Genomic DNA, 13,583 nt, shown 5'->3' with positions numbered 1-13,583 from the left:
ATGGCTTTTTCGGCAGCGGTTCCGCTGTCGCTCTGCGTTGCCTGTGGGTGCGTTGGGGCTTCTCGGTGTCGGGCAGCGGGAGCTGGTAGCCGACAACCTTGCCCTCCACGACGACAGGCTCGCCCTGCTCCTTGGGTCTCGGCATCAGCTGCTCGTCTCGTCGTCATCGTCGGCTTTGGTCAGGCCCATGAGCCAGAAGTACGGGGCGACGACGAACGCCGCCATGCAGACGAGGAACACGGCCATCCCGGCTGGCTTGTTGTCCTGGTAGATGAGCCAGGACGCGCCGCAGGTGACGCCGAGCATGGTGAGGAACGCGATCAGGCGGACGACGATCATGCGGCCACCGCCTGCGGCCACCGCACCGAGTCGAGTGCGCGGCGGTGCGTCTTCGGCATTACCGCGAGCGGATGGCCGAGGTGGTCGGCACCCATCGCGGCGAGCACGGCGGCGTCGCACATGTCGTCGTTGCCCTTGGTCTCGTACATGGGCAGCCGCTTGGCGACTGCGTCTTTGACCTCGTCCTTGGGGGCGTTGCCGCGCCCGGTGGCGTAGATCTTCAAGCTGGCCTGCGGCACTTCGGCCACCGGGACGCCGATCTGGTGGATGAGGGCGTCCACCACCAGGTAGTACAGGTAGGCCCGCTCCCCTGCACCGCCCGCGCCGGCCCTGCCGCGGGCGAGCACGAACTTCTCGATGAGCACGAGGTCGGCGGTGGCCAGGTGGGTGAGCAGGGTGTCGGCCTGCTCACGGATCGCCTTGGTGCGGGTCTCGATGGGGAGCGAAGTGATGCCCGCTCGGCCGGCCGTGCCGCACCAGCCGCTGCTGAACGCCAGGCCGGTGCTGGTCAGGGAGATGTCGCATCCGGCGACCTTCGGCAGTGTCATTTCCATTCCTTTGGGATGTCGATCGTGTGCAGGTCGTGGTCCACCACGTAGTCCAGCCAGGCGGCTAAGCCCGCCTGGCCGACCACGTCCTCCGGCTTCAGCGCGAGGGCGCGCTGGTCGCGCCGCTTGCGGCTGGCCCGCTGGTGCTGCCGGTGCAGGTGCCACCCGTACAAGACCAGCGCGACCGCGGCCGACACCGTGATGGCGCCGACCGCGGCCAGGAGGTAGAGGAGGGGGATCACGCGCTTGGGCTGGCCTCCGCGACGGAGGCGATCTCTTCGGTGTCGTCGCCCGTGCTGAGCCCGGCCTTGGCGAGGCGAGCCGCGAGGTCGAGCTGCCGCCTGGTGGCGGCGCTCAGGTCCTCCCGCGCCTGCGCCAGTTCGCGGGTGAGGTCGGCGTGCGCCTGGATGGCTCGCGTGGCGGCCTCGACGGTGTTGGCGTACTGCTGGTTGGTCAGCTCGATGCGGCGCTCCAGCTCACGCCGCGCCGCCTGCTCGCCGAAGGCCCAGCTGAGGGGACAGCACACGACGACGACCAGCAAGACGGTGACGAAAGCCCAGACGCCCGCGCTGATGAAGCTCAGCACGAAGTACGCCGCCACGGCCGCGGCGATCACCCACCGCTGACGGCGGGTGAGCCGGTACCACCACTCCTCCATCAGGCGGCCTTCCCCTCAAGCGCGGCGAGCACCTCGCCGAACGTGGTGGCCGGGCGGTCGTTCCAGAACGACAGCCACCGCGTCGCCGCCATCTCGTGCGCAGGACGGCCGAGCTTCTCGGCGATCTCGGCGCAGACCTGCTGAGCTACGTTCCAGCGGGCGAGGTAGTCGGCGTCCTGGGTGCCGGGCTTGAGGCTCGCGAGCGCCGTGGCGGGCAGGCCCGCGGCCAGGCCGATCGCGGCGACGAGGCAGACGCCGGTGTCCTTGCCGGTGTTGGAGTAGTAGTCGCCCTTGATCCAGCCGCCCCGCTTGAGCATGGCGGCGGCTCCGGCGCGGATCTGGGTCACGCTGGGCACGGTGAGGGTGGTGGTCATTGGATCTCCAGGAACGTCGGCGATACGGACATGAGGACGATGGCGGCTGTGAGCAGGACGAGCAGCAGCAGCGTCCCGAGCGCCCACAGGTCCGGCCGGTCACGACGGCGGCGGCTCATCGGCCACCACCTGCGTCGGGGGGCACCAGGTCGAGTTCGTCGAGGGTGACCTGGACGAGTTCGACGCGCTCGCCGGTTTGGAGTGCGCGGCGGGCGGCCCGCTCCCATTCGGCGGCGGCTTTCTCCCAGGTCAGAGGGTGGTCCGGATCGACCGCAGTGTTGTTGACGAAGACCAGCCAGTACGGGCCGGTCGCGGTTGCGGTGGTCATGGGCGGCTCGGCTCGGGGAGCCGGGCCGGCTCGGCCTGGGAGGGCAGGGGCTCGCTTTTGCACTGGTCGCCCGCTGGCTCCGACTTGCCGTTAACGTCGTGGTACCAGCCGTAGCCGGTCGCCCAGCGGGCGATGCGGCCGCACCTGCACTCGATGCTGTCGGGCAGAGGGCCGCCGCTGGTGCCCCGGTTGCTCCGCGCGTACTGGATCAGCGCGTCGAGCTGGCGGGCACGGGCCCTAAGCGCGGAGATCTCCTTGTCGGCCTGCTGCCTGACCTGATCGGCCTGCCCGAGCAGGGAGTTGCGCTGGCCGACCAGCATTTGGATCACATCGTCGGTGAACTGCATCCCGAGCGGGTCGTTCGGGTCGATGCCGAACTGCTCCTCGGTCGTGGTCATGGTGGTCCTTTCAAAAGGGGGAGGTTGGTGCCGTCCGGGCGCCCTGGCCTGTGCGCGGGCGCCCGGACGGTGCTCATCGGGAGGGGCCGCGCTCGCTCCACTGGGTGCCGATCGACCCGCCGATGGAGTAGAGGTCCAGGCGGCGGGCGATCACGCAGCCGGTGCATTTGCACTCGGCAACCGGGTCACGCTCGTTGCCGGTGGTGTAGGCCCAGGTCGCGTGCTCGGCGAGCTCTTCGCGCAGCACGCGGATCAGTAGGTCTCGCTCCGAGCGGAGTTCCGCTATCTCCTCGGCCAGCTCGGCCTCACGGCAGTCACATGCCGTGTGGTGGTTGCGGCAGGCCCGCCAGCGAGGGTCGAGGGTGTTCTTCGGCAGCGGCACGATCAGCGCGATCTCGGCGCGCGGGCTGCGCATAGTCGGACGGTTGAACCGGACCACGTGCCGGAGCGCGACTTCCTTGGACGTGGACGTCATCAGGCGCCGCCGTTCTGTTGCTCCGCCGCGGCGGCCTGGTTGGCCTGCTTGGCGGCCTGGAGCATGGTGTCCCAGGTGGCGACGGGCTGCTCGGTTTCGAGGGCCTGCTCCAGCAGCTCGGCCGTCTGCTCCACTTCGTCGTAGGTGAGGTCGCCGGGGTTCATGATCGGTCGACCGATCAGGTCGCTCAGGTCACGGAGCCTGTCCTCCGCGGCGGTGATGCCGAGCCGGGTGAACGACTCGTCGATGCTCCGGTAGAGAGCGGCGCGCCGCTTGGCCCGCTCGACCTTGACCCGCTTCAGCTCCTCGATGGCGGCCTGGGCCTGGCCGCGGTTGAGGTTCTTCGTCGATCCCCCGACCGGGACTCCGAGGAAGTTGCTCAGCCACGCGAACCGGGCCTGATCGTTCGCTTTGGTAGATCCGCGCCCGGTGTGCGGGGTGATGCCCGTCTCCGTCATGAGGATGCCGAGCTCGCGGAGCTGGTCCTTGGTGGCGGGCTCGTCCTCGACGACGTCGCCCTCGACGGGCTGGTTGTCGCCGTCTGCGGGCTGGGTGGGCGCGTCGTCTGCTTCGGGCTCGGCGGGTGCCGCCGCCGGCGCGGTCTGGGCGTGTGCCTCGTCCGCGTCCTGGTCCTGCCGGGGCAGGTTGACGCGCCGGTTGATCGCGTTGGCCACCTGGTCGGCCTGCGCGGCGGTGAGGTCGGCCGCCGAGTTGAACTCGTGGTCCGGGAACAGGTCCCGGATGTATCCGAGCTTGTCCGTGATGCCGTTGGCGTCCATCAGCGCGGCCAGGTCCTTCAGCTTCTTGTTGCTGGCCATGACGACGCCGGTCGCTTCCTTGGCGGCGGCCGCGGCCGCACGCACCGAGGTGCCGGCCTCCACCGTGGCATCGGTGACCACCACCGACCCGTCCTCGTTCACCACGGCGCCCAGCTCCTCGGGCAGATATCCCATGCCGAGCAGTGCCTCCTTGCAGGCGTCACGCGCGACCTCTCCGATGGCGCGGGCCTTGAGCATCTGCTCGGTGAACTTGCCGTAGTTTTCGTTCTGCCTGAGCAGCCCGGAGCGCTGGGCGCGGGCCACCGTCCACTCGGAGCGGAACTCGAATTCGGGGTCGTCGTGCCGCACGATCGTGGCGACGGCCTTGATGGGGTTTCCGGTCTCGTCCCGCTCGACCCACACCCGTAGGCGGTGACCAGCCTTGCGGACGAGTGCGGACATCAGTGCCGACGACGGGGCGACCTTCCCTTTGATGACGTGGACTTCGGTGGCGGCCACGATCGGGTCGATACCGACCGAGATGCCGAACTCGACGGCCCAGAACATGTTGGCGGGTTGCTTGCGGAACGAGTCGGGCAGCAGGCCCGAGTTGGCCAGTTCCTCGGCGTACCGGAGCCGGTCAGGGACCGACCAGGACGCGATGGCGGGCAGGTTGGCGGTAGCTGCGGTCATGCTGCGGCTCCTTGCAGGTCAGGGGTAGGAAGATCGGATTCGACGACCAGGTAGGGGATGCCGCCGCCCTTGGCCTGGCGGCGGGCGACGATGGCCGCGCCATAGCGGGCGCGGCCGGCCAGGCCCATCGCGTCGAGGAGTTCGGCGCGGGCCTGCGCGGCGCGCTCCTTGGCCTCCTTCAGCTGGGCGGCCGCCGCCTTCTCCTCGGCCAGGAGGGGAAGCCAGGCGGCGGCCAGGTCGTCGGGGATGTCGTAGACGAGGTCGTCGTCGATGGCGGGGTGCCGCTTGCGGAGCGCACGGACGGTCGCCTTATGGCCGTCCACCGGCGGCATCTCGTCCCAGGCGATGCTGAGCAGGAACGCCTCGGCCTGCTCGCGCATCCACTCGGCGTCGTCCGGGTCGAAGGTGATGTGGTACTCCCGGAACTCGAGGCCGCGGCCGACGAGGACGGCGACCTTCCACCAGTCCAGGCCGAGCGTGGCCATGTACCACTGGACCTGGGCGGTGTAGTGGACGGGGATCTCGGCTGTGCCGGGCTCGCCCCACTCGCGGCCGCTCTCATCGGTTTTGATCTCCAGCCCGCCGACCACGCGGCCGTCCTGCAGCAGCAGCCGGTCGGGGTTGGCGAGCATCCAGTCCTCGTCGGCGTGCACCCACGTTCCGGCCTCGACGAGCTTGTACTCGGGGTGCTCGTGCGAGAACCATTCGGCGACGCCGCTTTCAAGGAAGTGGCCGCGTGACTGCTCGGCAGTCTGCTGGTCGGGTTCGATCAGCCCGGCCTTCTCGCACCACAGGGAGTAGCGCGATTGCCACTTCGACAGGCCGATGATCGCGGCGACGTCGGAACCGCCGATGCGGTGCCGACGCGCCTCATGCCACTCGGGGCTTCCGGAGGGCCACCGGCCGAGGAAGCGGCCGGTGGGCGTGACGAGGGTGGTCATCAGAACGGCGGCTCCCCCTCCTGGTCCCGCCATTTCCGCTCGGCGCCGGGGCTGGACAGACGCCACGGGCCCCGGATGGTGAGCATGTCGTCGGGGGATTCGGGGGCGAAGTGACCGTCAGTGCTGACGAAGGCGATCTCTCTGCTGCTCCCGTAGCGGCGCACGGCGAACCACTCGACGTTCTTGCCGTCGATCCAGACGTCGCCCAACAGCGGCGGCCACTGCTGGGGCGTCAGCACCTCGACATCCACGCCTTGGGCGTCCACGGGAATGTCGCCGATGTACCTGGTGATGCCGTTGGGCTGTGGGAGGAGGATGTAGAGACGGTTGCCGTGCTTGAGCTCGTCGGCTTCGCAGGTGAGGGTGATGCGCAGCCGGTCACCCGGCCGGATGTTGTTGCTCACTGCTCTTTCTCCCAGCGGTAGGCCCACTCGTCGTAGGTGGTCATGGCCTTCTCGGCCGGGTTGTCGGGGTCGCGCCACACCGGCCGGCGTGCGGGCCGAATTACCGGGTCGCTGGGGGGCGGGGCGGCGATGGCGCGGAGCATGTCCGTGATCTCCTGCTCGGACGGCTTCGTGAGGCTCATTCGGTCACCTCGCCGGTGGCGATCTGGTACAGGGCGAGGCGGTCCCCCGCTCCGGACTGTTCGGCGATGCGGACCAGGCGGGCGACCGCCTCCTCAGGAGTGGTCATGGGGAGGCCGAGCGCGGCGCAGTTGATCCGGTGGATGGCCGTCGCCAGTGGGATGCTCGCCAGGGCGGCGTCTGGCGTGGTCTGCACCTCCACCAGGTACGGGCTCTGCCGGTAGTGGAAGATGCCGAGCCCATCAGCGAAGCCGCCCTCCCAGAGGTGGGGGTAGCGCTGGGTCAGCCGCTCCAGGTGCGCGGCGACCCGAACCGGGGTGGCGTCGAGCGGCACGTACGCCTGCGCGAAGGGGACTGCGCCGTCGCTGTCGATGTCGAGGACTTCGGTGGTCACGTCGCGGCCGGTCTTGTCCCGGACGGTGATGTCCCATACCCGGCTGAGGTGGGAGGGCGGGAGCTTGGCGCGGCACGTGAGGACCTTGCCGAGCCGGGCCTTGAGCGTCTTGCTGGTGATGCGGAGCATCTGACGCTCGCCCTGCGGGGTCTGCCAGGTCACGTCGTACAGGGGCTCCATCGGGGTGATGAAGACGGGGCTGGTGGCGCCCTCGTCCGGGATGACCTGGCCGTCGCCCTGGATCAGGTTGATGACGACCCGGCAGGGCAGGTCCGCGTACAGGGCGAGGTACTGGGCGAGCTGGTTGGCCAGGTGCATGGCGTTGGTCGCCGCGAGCACGATCGGGTTCGCCAGGCGGTCGCACTCGACCTTGTAGACCGGGTCGTTTTCGACCTCGCGCACGTGCCGGTTGATGCGACGGTCGGCGTCGCGCTCGTCGCCGAGGAGGTCGACGAGCCGCTGGCGGGCGGCCACGCCGATGTCGGTGAGGCGGTTGTGGGCGGCGGCGGCGATGAGCGTGTCGATGCGCTTGGAGGTGACCCGGCGTTCGGGGCTTGTGATGGTCATCGGGTTCCTATCTTCGGAAGCGGTTCCGCTGTCGGTACATGCAAGGTGTTTTATGTGGTGGTGGCCCTGCTTTCTTCGTACCGTTTCGGCTGGTCAGTGTCCTTTTGATCACCTTGTTGATCTTGATTCGGACAAGGTGATCCGGACCTCTTGACCTTATCGCTTCGTGTCGCGCGTGTCTAGTTTGTACGTACAGATGAGACAGACAGGACGCACGGAGGCGTGACAAAGCGGTCACGATTAGTGATTCAAATTTGTCCAACCCTGGGCGGCATGGCGCGCCCGTTGGTACTGTTGCGACAATTACGCCATGACCCTCAAGGACGCCACCATGCCCACGTCACAGAGACCCGCCGACGCGGAGCTGCTATACCGGCTCCGCACCCGGCAGGACGAACTCCTGCCGGAGATACCGCTCAAGGCCATCGCCGACAAGATCGCACGAACGGCGGGCTACAACTTCTACCCCAACAAGCTCCGCCGCATCGAAAGCGGCGCCACTCGGGCCAGCGACCTCGACTACGCCTGGGCTGCCTGGGCTGTCGGAGCTTCCGTCAGTCAGGTCGAAGAGGTCGGCCTGCCCGAGGCCGCTCGGCTGCTGCGAGACATCATCGATAAGCACTCGGCCAAGGACGTCACGTCCGTGCTATCCTCAGACGTCACCCCTGATGCGGTGATGTCGCACTTCCGGCAGCGCATCGAGGAGATCCGGACCACACCCGGCTTCACTGCGGAGGAGCGGGCCAGTATGGAGGAGTTCCTGACCGCCCAGATGGAACTGCTCCTGCAGTCGGTCGGCAGACAGATCGAGATGCTGCGCGCACGCTGACCCGGCTCAGTTCACCCAGTTGTGCCGCGCAGCATGGAAGATCAGCGCAGGCCGCGAATCCACCGCCGCCAGTTCGCGCATCCTCTTGATGCGCCGCAGGATGGTGGACTTCGACACGTCCAGTAGCCGGGCCATTTGATCATCGGTTTGCCCGGCGACGATGTACCGCAAGATCGACAGGTCGATCGGTTCCAGCTCAGGCGGCTGGCCCGCGCCCTCGACATGCCGGTCCGACAGCGGCACCGACTCAGCCCAGTAGTGCTCGAACACTGCCAGCATGCTCTCCAGCAGCGTGCCGCTACGGATGAGCAGCGTGGACCTCTGATCTGCATAGCCGCGAGGCCACCGCGGCACCATCGCCACCTCACGGTCCGAGATCACCAGCTTGAACGGCAGCGACTTCGCCACCCGCACGTCGGCGCCGAGCGCGATCACGTTGCGCAGGCCCACCATCGCCTGTTCGTCCTTGAGCACCGCCTGCTCATAGACGAGGCGGCGCTGTGGCCGTCGCACTGTCCCGTCAGGGTTGCGGCGCGCTGGGTCTCCAGGCGCGTGGACCTTGTTCAACGGGATGAACGGGTAGGTGACGAACTGCAACACCTCGCGGTACGCGCCGAGCGCGAGATCGTCGAGGGCGGCCGCGATGTGCTGGCGCGAGGTCAGCACTTCGACGGGTGCGTGCGGGCCACGCCAGTTGCGCGACTCGAACAGGTCGCGCAACTCGTCGGCCTGCGCACGGAGCCGCGTTACCGTCGCCTCAGCCTGGGCCAGCATGGGCTGCAGAGCGTAGTCAGGATGGCGAGCGGTGGCCGGCTCGCCGACGATCAGACCGGCGTCGCGTAGCCGCTCGATGGCTGTCTCAGCGGCTTCTCCCCCGAAATGCTCCACTAACTCCGCTGTCGGAGTGGAGCCCGCCTCGATCAGGTGCACGTAGATCGAGGCCCCTAAGGTGCCGAGCCTGAGCACGACGACCGAACTCCTTCCCCGTGATGTTCTCTATCTCGCGCGTACCATCTCCATGCGGCGGGAGAGGATGCGCTGGCTGCGCCCGTGGTAGAAGCCGAGCCAATAGCCGCGCCGCCAGGCCCTCGCTGCGCGGTAGACCGAAGCGGCGAGCGTAGCGGTGAGCATCGCCACACTGGCCCACAGGAGAACTACCGTCCCCGTTAACCCGGAAATGGCGGTGACCGAGGCCGCGAAGGTCACCGCGGCGGTGACCGAGATGACCGCTGCCGCGATGTATGCAGACAGACTGGACACTGTCACCACCCGCCGGTGTCACTGTTGCCTGAGGCTGGGATCTTGGTCGTGGTCACCGTGGTGGTGGACTCCACGACGGTGCGGGTGATCGTCTTGCTGCCGTCCGGATTGAAGACGGTGTGGATGGTCTCGGTGCGGGTGCGGGTGGTGCCCGGCTGCGGCGTGCTGGTCGGAGTCGCCGAGGGGGGCTCAGCGTCGCACACCTCGCCCGCATCGCACGGTTCGGTCGGGCTCGACGTGGGGGTGGAGGTGCTGCTCGGCGTGGGAGTCGCGGTGGAGCTCGGCGTCACTTCGGGGTCGGGGGACGCCGATGCGGCGGCGGCGGAGCTGACCGTGACGACCAGAACGGCGGCGGCAGCGGCGAGGGCGGCGCGAATGCGCGTGTGCATTGTCAAGACGCTTTCCGTGAAGTACCAGTTGTGTGGAATGACACGATGCGCCCTTCCGGAGAGCGGTTTCCCGCTTTCGGGTGTTACACATCGTGTGTATCGGAGCGTCCCATGTAAATGCGGGTCTAACACGTTTGTCCAGATGGAAGCCCTGACACTTTCCTGTCATGTGCCAAAAGTGTCAGGGTCGGTAACGCGCCAGCAACACTCTCTGTAACGATGTGGCATCGGGCGTAAACCAGGAGCGTCCAGACGTTTCGCTCCTGGCCATGACTGGCTAGGTTGACGCTCGGCCTTATCGAGGTTGACCTAAAGGACATACATGACCCGCATCGCAGCGCTTGCCTTAGCCATTACCTGCGCCATCACCCTCATCGCCCTCGGCATCCAGGACATCTCGCCCCTCGTCCTCATAGCGCTGGCCATCATCGCCGTCATCAGCGTCACCGCCAGCGTGGCACTCTCTCGCAGCCGCAACCTGGCCGACCGTGCCTACCAGCGGGGATACCGAGACGGCAGCAACACCTAACGCTGACGGACGAAAGTCCCCTTCGGCGCCACCGTCTCGACCAGCCCCCGTTCACGCAGCAGCGCCAACGCGGCCCGCACCACCTTGCGGGTCACGCAGAACTCGCTCGACAGCGCCACCTCACCGGGCAGGCACTCCCCCGGCTCGTAGTGACCCACGCTGATCCGTGAGGCGATCTCCTCGGCGATCTGCTCACCCTTCGTCGGCTCCCGCCGCACCGGCGTGCCCTCCGGCCCGACGAACCGCCCGTGACGTCCGCGCGAGTGGATCAGCCCCTCCTCGCGCAGCTGGCGCAACGCCACACGGACCGCAGGCGACGACAGCCCATAGGTCTCCATCAGCTCAGGCTCCTTGGGGAGCTGGTCTCCGGGCTTGAGCCGACCCGAGGTAATGCCGTCCCGGATGTCCTGCACGAGGCGGGCACTCAGGGACAGGGACTGCCGCGTGGGGCCGCTCACGTACGACCCGGAGCCTTGCACGGTGACGACCTTGCCCTGCTCGCGAAGGCGCTCGATGCCCGCGCGCACTGCGGCCCGTCCGACGCCGAAGGCGGCCTGGAGAGCGGGTTCGGACGGCAGTCGATCGCCCGGCTTCAGGTGCCCCGCCTCGATGTCGGCCAGCACACCAGCGGCGACTCGCTGGCTGGGCGTGAGATCCGCCTGATCGTCGAGGGAGCTGTTCACCCGACTACCGTACATGACGACCATACACCTATGGGGCCAAGACGGGGTCCGGCTCCCGCTGGGCGCGGCTGGGCCAACGGGAGCCGGAGGTCTCAAACAGACGCTAGGACCGCTGAGCTCCAGGCCGCTGCACTGGATCGAGGTCCGGGATTTCCTCCTGCCGCACATCGTGCAGGGTGACGATCAGCTGCGTGGCCAGCGCCCATTCCAGGTCCAGGAACGCGTCCAGCGGGACTTCGACGGATTCTTGCTTGAGCACCGGCCCGAGCGGGCCGGGCCGGTAAAGGTTGGCGAGCACGGCGGACGGCTCGTAGTCCCCCACCGTATAGACGGCGGCGGACCGGCGTAGACGAGGGCAGGAGACGAGCGCATCCGGAATACACGCCCGACAGGTCGGAGGCGCGTTCGTGCCGAACTCGGACAGTTCCTCGGCCAGCACCCACCAGATGCGATCAGTCTCCTCGTCAACGGCGGTCTGGTTGCACACCTGGCAGAGCTTGCGCAGCATCACCCGCCGCTGACGCAAGGCGTGCACCGCATTCCACTCCGGCCGGCCCAGCTGGGGTGCCAAGGCCTGCCTCACCCACAGCACGCCGAACATCCAGTCGGTGGAGACCGGGTCGGGGTAGGTGAGCCGCAGGCCGGCGACTTCGGCGTGCGGCTTGAACAGCACATCGCCGCTGATGCGTTCGACGGACCAGGACGTGATGTAGGGGACTCGGAGGTTCGGGATCTGGATGGCCGGGGCCGCTGGCGATGTCATGGTCCTGTCTCCTCCACGACCTCGGTCATGGATCGGCGGTACCGCGCCAGCACGCGGCCATACACATACGACGGCTGAGGCGCGACTGCATCCAAACGCACCATGCGAAACGTGCCGGTTCCGCCAGGAGCAAGACGGAGCATCGCGTCGGCCAGTAACTCGCCAGCGCGGTTGGGATCGCTGGTGATGCCGCACGACCCGCGGCGGCCATCGCTGGCCTGCCACGAGTAGAGGAGTGGTTGGGCGGCCTGTTGGCGCAGTGGCACGACGACGCCAGCGGGCCTGTGCGTTGCGCCCTGGCCGGGCGCTACTGGGGAGTGGGACCCGTGACTGTCCATGTCGCTGACGCTAAGAGGTGGCTCTTGCGTACAGCAATGAAATAGCGAGCGATAGCGCGACAGGAGCTAGAAATAGCTCACGATGGCTCGGCATCGCTCGGGAAGTGCTCGGCCGCGAGGTCTTCGAGCACGCGCGTCATGAGGGCGCGTGCCTGCCTGCCGTACACGGCGGCCTCCTGCATGAGGCCGAAGATCTTGCCGTACAGCTCGATCTCCTCCGGCTGCGTCAACGACAGCTCGGCGGCGAATGTCTCGACCGTCACCAGCCTCCGGTACATCCAGAACCCGTGCACGGGGCTCTTAGGCAGGCGGGCTGCGAACGGGATGACACCGAGCGCGACATTCGGCAACGTAGACACCGCGATCAGCCGATCGATTTGCCCCATCAGCACCTCGGGCGGGCACAGTAGGTTCCGCAGGACCGCTTCCGTGATCAAAAAGTGGAAGCGATGACCCGGCTTGTAGAGAATTTCCTGCCGGTCCATTCGGGCCTGAAGCCCGTCCTCGAGGTCGTCCGGGGTGTTGTGAACGGCGATCGACATGGCCATGATGTGGCGGGCGTACTCGCGGGTTTGCAGCAGGCCCGGAACGGTGGCCGGCTCGAACACGTGGATCAGGTCGGTCTCTGCCTCTATCTCAGCGATCTGGCGCTGCCGATGCTGGGTCCCGGAGCGGAGTTGCCGCTGCCAGGCCGCGTAGGCGAGTTCGAGCCCGCGAAGCTGGCTGATGATCGACGCCAGCTGATCGTCGGCTGCGCACGCTCTCGTCCACGCGCGCACGTCGTCTTCGGTGGGGGTTTGCTTGCCTAGCTCGATCCGGGAGATCTTCGTAGGTTGCCAACCGAGTTCCTGCGCGAGCTGTTTGCCGTTGTACCCGGCGTCCTTGCGCAGCTCGCGCAGGCGTGCTCCTAGAGCCTCACGCGCTTGGCGGGGATTCGGCAAGGTGCGCCCACTTCTTGGCGTACTCGGGATAGGGCACGGCGTGGGACCACGCGGTGTCCCGGCCGGCGCACAGCTCAGCGACGGTGGCCGGTTCGTCGACCAGCTCCATGCCGGTGAGCATATCGTCATCGTCGAACCGCAGCACCACCGCGGCCGAGCCGTCGAACAGCCAGTAGTCAACATCCGGGAGGTCCAGCCCTGCGGCCTGGCCGCGAGGCAGGTAACGGATGTCCTCGCCCGCCGCGGCGTTACCGGCGTTCTGGTAGAGCTCGAACTGGATGTAGTCGGATGGCGGTTCGGTGATCACGCGGACACGTTCGACCCGCCTGCCTGCGCTGGTGACTTCCCTCATGAGGTCCAGCCAGGCGGCCCGCTCGACCTCGTTGAGCTTGTCCAGACGCGGCCAGTCGCGGGCCCGGAAGGCATCCCACCTGTCCTTCTCGCCGGGCACGTTGTAGCGGTCGCGCAGCTCCAGCCGGAACGCGCCCTGCCTCATCTGGCGGAACTGAGCGAGGAAATCGTCTCCGGTCACCGGTGCAGCTCCAGCACGTCGGCCGGGATCTCGACGACGGTCTCGTCCGGGCCGAGGTCACGCACGTCAGCGAGGGCCTGCGGGTCAGTCACCCGCTTGCCCTGAACGACGTACGTGCCGCGGTCGGTCCGGTAGAGGGCTGGGCAGGAGCCCTCGTTGCTGCCGCCGGTCTTGCCGAGATACGTGAGCCGCATGGTCAACTCCTCGACGATCGATTGCGCGCTATTGCGCCTACGGCATCCGATCGTTCAGGTGATGGCCG

24 protein-coding genes are annotated in these 13,583 nt (G+C 67.8%); 2 read left to right on the top strand and 22 right to left on the bottom strand.

All coding sequences use genetic code 11. From position 1 onward, the window contains the following. Positions 1-144: 144 nt before the first annotated feature. The 14 genes from ACFMQL_RS20320 to ACFMQL_RS20255 all read right to left on the bottom strand — a co-directional run bounded on the left by ACFMQL_RS20320 (position 145) and on the right by ACFMQL_RS20255 (position 7,057). Positions 145-339, bottom strand: a complete 195-nt coding sequence (locus ACFMQL_RS20320; RefSeq protein WP_378786526.1) for a hypothetical protein — start codon at positions 337-339, stop codon at positions 145-147. After that, positions 336-887, bottom strand: coding sequence for a hypothetical protein (locus tag ACFMQL_RS20315; RefSeq protein ID WP_378786524.1), 552 nt, complete (start codon positions 885-887; stop codon positions 336-338). The genes ACFMQL_RS20320 and ACFMQL_RS20315 overlap by 4 nt, the downstream gene beginning before the upstream one ends. Then, positions 884-1,129 carry a hypothetical protein gene (locus ACFMQL_RS20310; protein ID WP_378786523.1) on the bottom strand — a complete coding sequence of 82 codons (246 nt, stop codon included), beginning with the start codon at positions 1,127-1,129 and terminating at the stop codon, positions 884-886. The genes ACFMQL_RS20315 and ACFMQL_RS20310 overlap by 4 nt, the downstream gene beginning before the upstream one ends. After that, positions 1,126-1,545: a hypothetical protein gene (locus tag ACFMQL_RS20305; protein ID WP_378786521.1), complete on the bottom strand. Its 420-nt coding sequence runs from the start codon at positions 1,543-1,545 to the stop codon at positions 1,126-1,128. The genes ACFMQL_RS20310 and ACFMQL_RS20305 overlap by 4 nt, the downstream gene beginning before the upstream one ends. Beyond that, positions 1,545-1,919, bottom strand: a complete 375-nt coding sequence (locus ACFMQL_RS20300) for a hypothetical protein (protein ID WP_378786520.1) — start codon at positions 1,917-1,919, stop codon at positions 1,545-1,547. The genes ACFMQL_RS20305 and ACFMQL_RS20300 overlap by 1 nt, the downstream gene beginning before the upstream one ends. Beyond that, on the bottom strand, positions 1,916-2,038 hold the full coding sequence (locus ACFMQL_RS20295) for a hypothetical protein (RefSeq protein ID WP_378786518.1): 123 nt from the start codon (positions 2,036-2,038) through the stop codon (positions 1,916-1,918). Before ACFMQL_RS20295 ends, ACFMQL_RS20300 begins: the two co-directional genes overlap by 4 nt. Then, a complete protein-coding gene (locus tag ACFMQL_RS20290; protein WP_378786517.1) occupies positions 2,035-2,247 on the bottom strand; it encodes a hypothetical protein in 213 nt (70 codons plus the stop codon). The genes ACFMQL_RS20295 and ACFMQL_RS20290 overlap by 4 nt, the downstream gene beginning before the upstream one ends. Beyond that, entirely contained in the window at positions 2,244-2,645 is a 402-nt protein-coding gene (locus ACFMQL_RS20285) for a hypothetical protein (RefSeq protein ID WP_378786516.1), read from the bottom strand. The genes ACFMQL_RS20290 and ACFMQL_RS20285 overlap by 4 nt, the downstream gene beginning before the upstream one ends. A gap of 73 nt (positions 2,646-2,718) precedes the next feature. Beyond that, positions 2,719-3,120 (bottom strand): hypothetical protein, encoded by a 402-nt coding sequence (locus ACFMQL_RS20280; RefSeq protein WP_378786514.1) that lies wholly within the window; start codon positions 3,118-3,120, stop codon positions 2,719-2,721. After that, a complete protein-coding gene (locus ACFMQL_RS20275) occupies positions 3,120-4,571 on the bottom strand; it encodes a hypothetical protein (protein ID WP_378786513.1) in 1,452 nt (483 codons plus the stop codon). Before ACFMQL_RS20275 ends, ACFMQL_RS20280 begins: the two co-directional genes overlap by 1 nt. Then, positions 4,568-5,512: a YqaJ viral recombinase family protein gene (locus tag ACFMQL_RS20270; protein WP_378786511.1), complete on the bottom strand. Its 945-nt coding sequence runs from the start codon at positions 5,510-5,512 to the stop codon at positions 4,568-4,570. The genes ACFMQL_RS20275 and ACFMQL_RS20270 overlap by 4 nt, the downstream gene beginning before the upstream one ends. Beyond that, entirely contained in the window at positions 5,512-5,916 is a 405-nt protein-coding gene (locus ACFMQL_RS20265) for a hypothetical protein (protein ID WP_378786509.1), read from the bottom strand. Before ACFMQL_RS20265 ends, ACFMQL_RS20270 begins: the two co-directional genes overlap by 1 nt. Further along, positions 5,913-6,098, bottom strand: coding sequence for a hypothetical protein (locus tag ACFMQL_RS20260; RefSeq protein WP_378786507.1), 186 nt, complete (start codon positions 6,096-6,098; stop codon positions 5,913-5,915). Before ACFMQL_RS20260 ends, ACFMQL_RS20265 begins: the two co-directional genes overlap by 4 nt. Continuing rightward, positions 6,095-7,057 (bottom strand): hypothetical protein, encoded by a 963-nt coding sequence (locus tag ACFMQL_RS20255; RefSeq protein ID WP_378786505.1) that lies wholly within the window; start codon positions 7,055-7,057, stop codon positions 6,095-6,097. Before ACFMQL_RS20255 ends, ACFMQL_RS20260 begins: the two co-directional genes overlap by 4 nt. A 310-nt stretch (positions 7,058-7,367) precedes the next feature. Between ACFMQL_RS20255 and ACFMQL_RS20250 the strand changes: the two genes are divergently transcribed. Further along, positions 7,368-7,886 carry a hypothetical protein gene (locus ACFMQL_RS20250; protein ID WP_378786504.1) on the top strand — a complete coding sequence of 173 codons (519 nt, stop codon included), beginning with the start codon at positions 7,368-7,370 and terminating at the stop codon, positions 7,884-7,886. A 6-nt stretch (positions 7,887-7,892) separates the two neighbouring features. On the opposite strand, the gene ACFMQL_RS20245 is transcribed toward ACFMQL_RS20250, so the two are convergent. Genes ACFMQL_RS20245 through ACFMQL_RS20235 form a run of 3 tightly spaced genes read right to left on the bottom strand, consistent with a single transcriptional unit; the run spans position 7,893 to position 9,535 of the window. Continuing rightward, positions 7,893-8,852, bottom strand: coding sequence for a hypothetical protein (locus tag ACFMQL_RS20245; protein ID WP_378786503.1), 960 nt, complete (start codon positions 8,850-8,852; stop codon positions 7,893-7,895). Between the two features lie 30 nt (positions 8,853-8,882). Further along, positions 8,883-9,146 (bottom strand): hypothetical protein, encoded by a 264-nt coding sequence (locus ACFMQL_RS20240; RefSeq protein WP_378786502.1) that lies wholly within the window; start codon positions 9,144-9,146, stop codon positions 8,883-8,885. A 2-nt stretch (positions 9,147-9,148) separates the two neighbouring features. Further along, the gene (locus ACFMQL_RS20235; protein WP_378786501.1) at positions 9,149-9,535 is read right to left on the bottom strand and encodes a hypothetical protein; all 387 of its coding nucleotides are present in this window, start codon (positions 9,533-9,535) and stop codon (positions 9,149-9,151) included. A gap of 322 nt (positions 9,536-9,857) precedes the next feature. Between ACFMQL_RS20235 and ACFMQL_RS20230 the strand changes: the two genes are divergently transcribed. Next, positions 9,858-10,064 (top strand): hypothetical protein, encoded by a 207-nt coding sequence (locus ACFMQL_RS20230; protein ID WP_378786500.1) that lies wholly within the window; start codon positions 9,858-9,860, stop codon positions 10,062-10,064. On the opposite strand, the gene ACFMQL_RS20225 is transcribed toward ACFMQL_RS20230, so the two are convergent. The 5 genes from ACFMQL_RS20225 to ACFMQL_RS20205 all read right to left on the bottom strand — a co-directional run bounded on the left by ACFMQL_RS20225 (position 10,061) and on the right by ACFMQL_RS20205 (position 13,515). Beyond that, a complete protein-coding gene (locus ACFMQL_RS20225; RefSeq protein ID WP_378786499.1) occupies positions 10,061-10,747 on the bottom strand; it encodes a GntR family transcriptional regulator in 687 nt (228 codons plus the stop codon). The two genes, ACFMQL_RS20230 and ACFMQL_RS20225, sit on opposite strands and share 4 nt — an antisense overlap. A gap of 103 nt (positions 10,748-10,850) precedes the next feature. Continuing rightward, positions 10,851-11,510, bottom strand: coding sequence for a hypothetical protein (locus ACFMQL_RS20220; RefSeq protein ID WP_378786497.1), 660 nt, complete (start codon positions 11,508-11,510; stop codon positions 10,851-10,853). A 415-nt stretch (positions 11,511-11,925) separates the two neighbouring features. Further along, the gene (locus tag ACFMQL_RS20215) at positions 11,926-12,789 is read right to left on the bottom strand and encodes a helix-turn-helix domain-containing protein (RefSeq protein WP_378786496.1); all 864 of its coding nucleotides are present in this window, start codon (positions 12,787-12,789) and stop codon (positions 11,926-11,928) included. Further along, positions 12,764-13,321, bottom strand: a complete 558-nt coding sequence (locus ACFMQL_RS20210) for a DUF6879 family protein (protein ID WP_378786495.1) — start codon at positions 13,319-13,321, stop codon at positions 12,764-12,766. The genes ACFMQL_RS20215 and ACFMQL_RS20210 overlap by 26 nt, the downstream gene beginning before the upstream one ends. Then, complete coding sequence (locus tag ACFMQL_RS20205; RefSeq protein ID WP_378786493.1) at positions 13,318-13,515, bottom strand: hypothetical protein; 198 nt, start codon at positions 13,513-13,515, stop codon at positions 13,318-13,320. The genes ACFMQL_RS20210 and ACFMQL_RS20205 overlap by 4 nt, the downstream gene beginning before the upstream one ends. Between the last annotated feature and the right edge of the window lie 68 nt (positions 13,516-13,583).

Origin of the sequence: Nonomuraea fastidiosa, assembly GCF_042751225.1 — a bacterium.
GTDB lineage: Bacteria > Actinomycetota > Actinomycetes > Streptosporangiales > Streptosporangiaceae > Nonomuraea > Nonomuraea fastidiosa.
Note: the sequence above shows the minus strand (reverse complement) of the source record. Positions and strands in the feature narration are given on the sequence as shown.

What these genes read in the sequence shown, in the direction of transcription:
- ACFMQL_RS20220 (WP_378786497.1), bottom strand. Translation starts at nt 11,510, where the DNA reads ATGACATCGCCAGCGGCCCCGGCCATCCAGATCCCGAACCTCCGAGTC.
- ACFMQL_RS20295 (WP_378786518.1), bottom strand. Translation starts at nt 2,038, where the DNA reads ATGAGCCGCCGCCGTCGTGACCGGCCGGACCTGTGGGCGCTCGGGACG.
- ACFMQL_RS20305 (WP_378786521.1), bottom strand. Translation starts at nt 1,545, where the DNA reads ATGGAGGAGTGGTGGTACCGGCTCACCCGCCGTCAGCGGTGGGTGATC.
- ACFMQL_RS20280 (WP_378786514.1), bottom strand. Translation starts at nt 3,120, where the DNA reads ATGACGTCCACGTCCAAGGAAGTCGCGCTCCGGCACGTGGTCCGGTTC.
- ACFMQL_RS20205 (WP_378786493.1), bottom strand. Translation starts at nt 13,515, where the DNA reads ATGCGGCTCACGTATCTCGGCAAGACCGGCGGCAGCAACGAGGGCTCC.
- ACFMQL_RS20320 (WP_378786526.1), bottom strand. Translation starts at nt 339, where the DNA reads ATGATCGTCGTCCGCCTGATCGCGTTCCTCACCATGCTCGGCGTCACC.
- ACFMQL_RS20235 (WP_378786501.1), bottom strand. Translation starts at nt 9,535, where the DNA reads ATGCACACGCGCATTCGCGCCGCCCTCGCCGCTGCCGCCGCCGTTCTG.
- ACFMQL_RS20300 (WP_378786520.1), bottom strand. Translation starts at nt 1,919, where the DNA reads ATGACCACCACCCTCACCGTGCCCAGCGTGACCCAGATCCGCGCCGGA.
- ACFMQL_RS20255 (WP_378786505.1), bottom strand. Translation starts at nt 7,057, where the DNA reads ATGACCATCACAAGCCCCGAACGCCGGGTCACCTCCAAGCGCATCGAC.
- ACFMQL_RS20230 (WP_378786500.1), top strand. Translation starts at nt 9,858, where the DNA reads ATGACCCGCATCGCAGCGCTTGCCTTAGCCATTACCTGCGCCATCACC.
- ACFMQL_RS20250 (WP_378786504.1), top strand. Translation starts at nt 7,368, where the DNA reads ATGACCCTCAAGGACGCCACCATGCCCACGTCACAGAGACCCGCCGAC.
- ACFMQL_RS20260 (WP_378786507.1), bottom strand. Translation starts at nt 6,098, where the DNA reads ATGAGCCTCACGAAGCCGTCCGAGCAGGAGATCACGGACATGCTCCGC.
- ACFMQL_RS20290 (WP_378786517.1), bottom strand. Translation starts at nt 2,247, where the DNA reads ATGACCACCGCAACCGCGACCGGCCCGTACTGGCTGGTCTTCGTCAAC.
- ACFMQL_RS20270 (WP_378786511.1), bottom strand. Translation starts at nt 5,512, where the DNA reads ATGACCACCCTCGTCACGCCCACCGGCCGCTTCCTCGGCCGGTGGCCC.
- ACFMQL_RS20315 (WP_378786524.1), bottom strand. Translation starts at nt 887, where the DNA reads ATGACACTGCCGAAGGTCGCCGGATGCGACATCTCCCTGACCAGCACC.
- ACFMQL_RS20275 (WP_378786513.1), bottom strand. Translation starts at nt 4,571, where the DNA reads ATGACCGCAGCTACCGCCAACCTGCCCGCCATCGCGTCCTGGTCGGTC.
- ACFMQL_RS20285 (WP_378786516.1), bottom strand. Translation starts at nt 2,645, where the DNA reads ATGACCACGACCGAGGAGCAGTTCGGCATCGACCCGAACGACCCGCTC.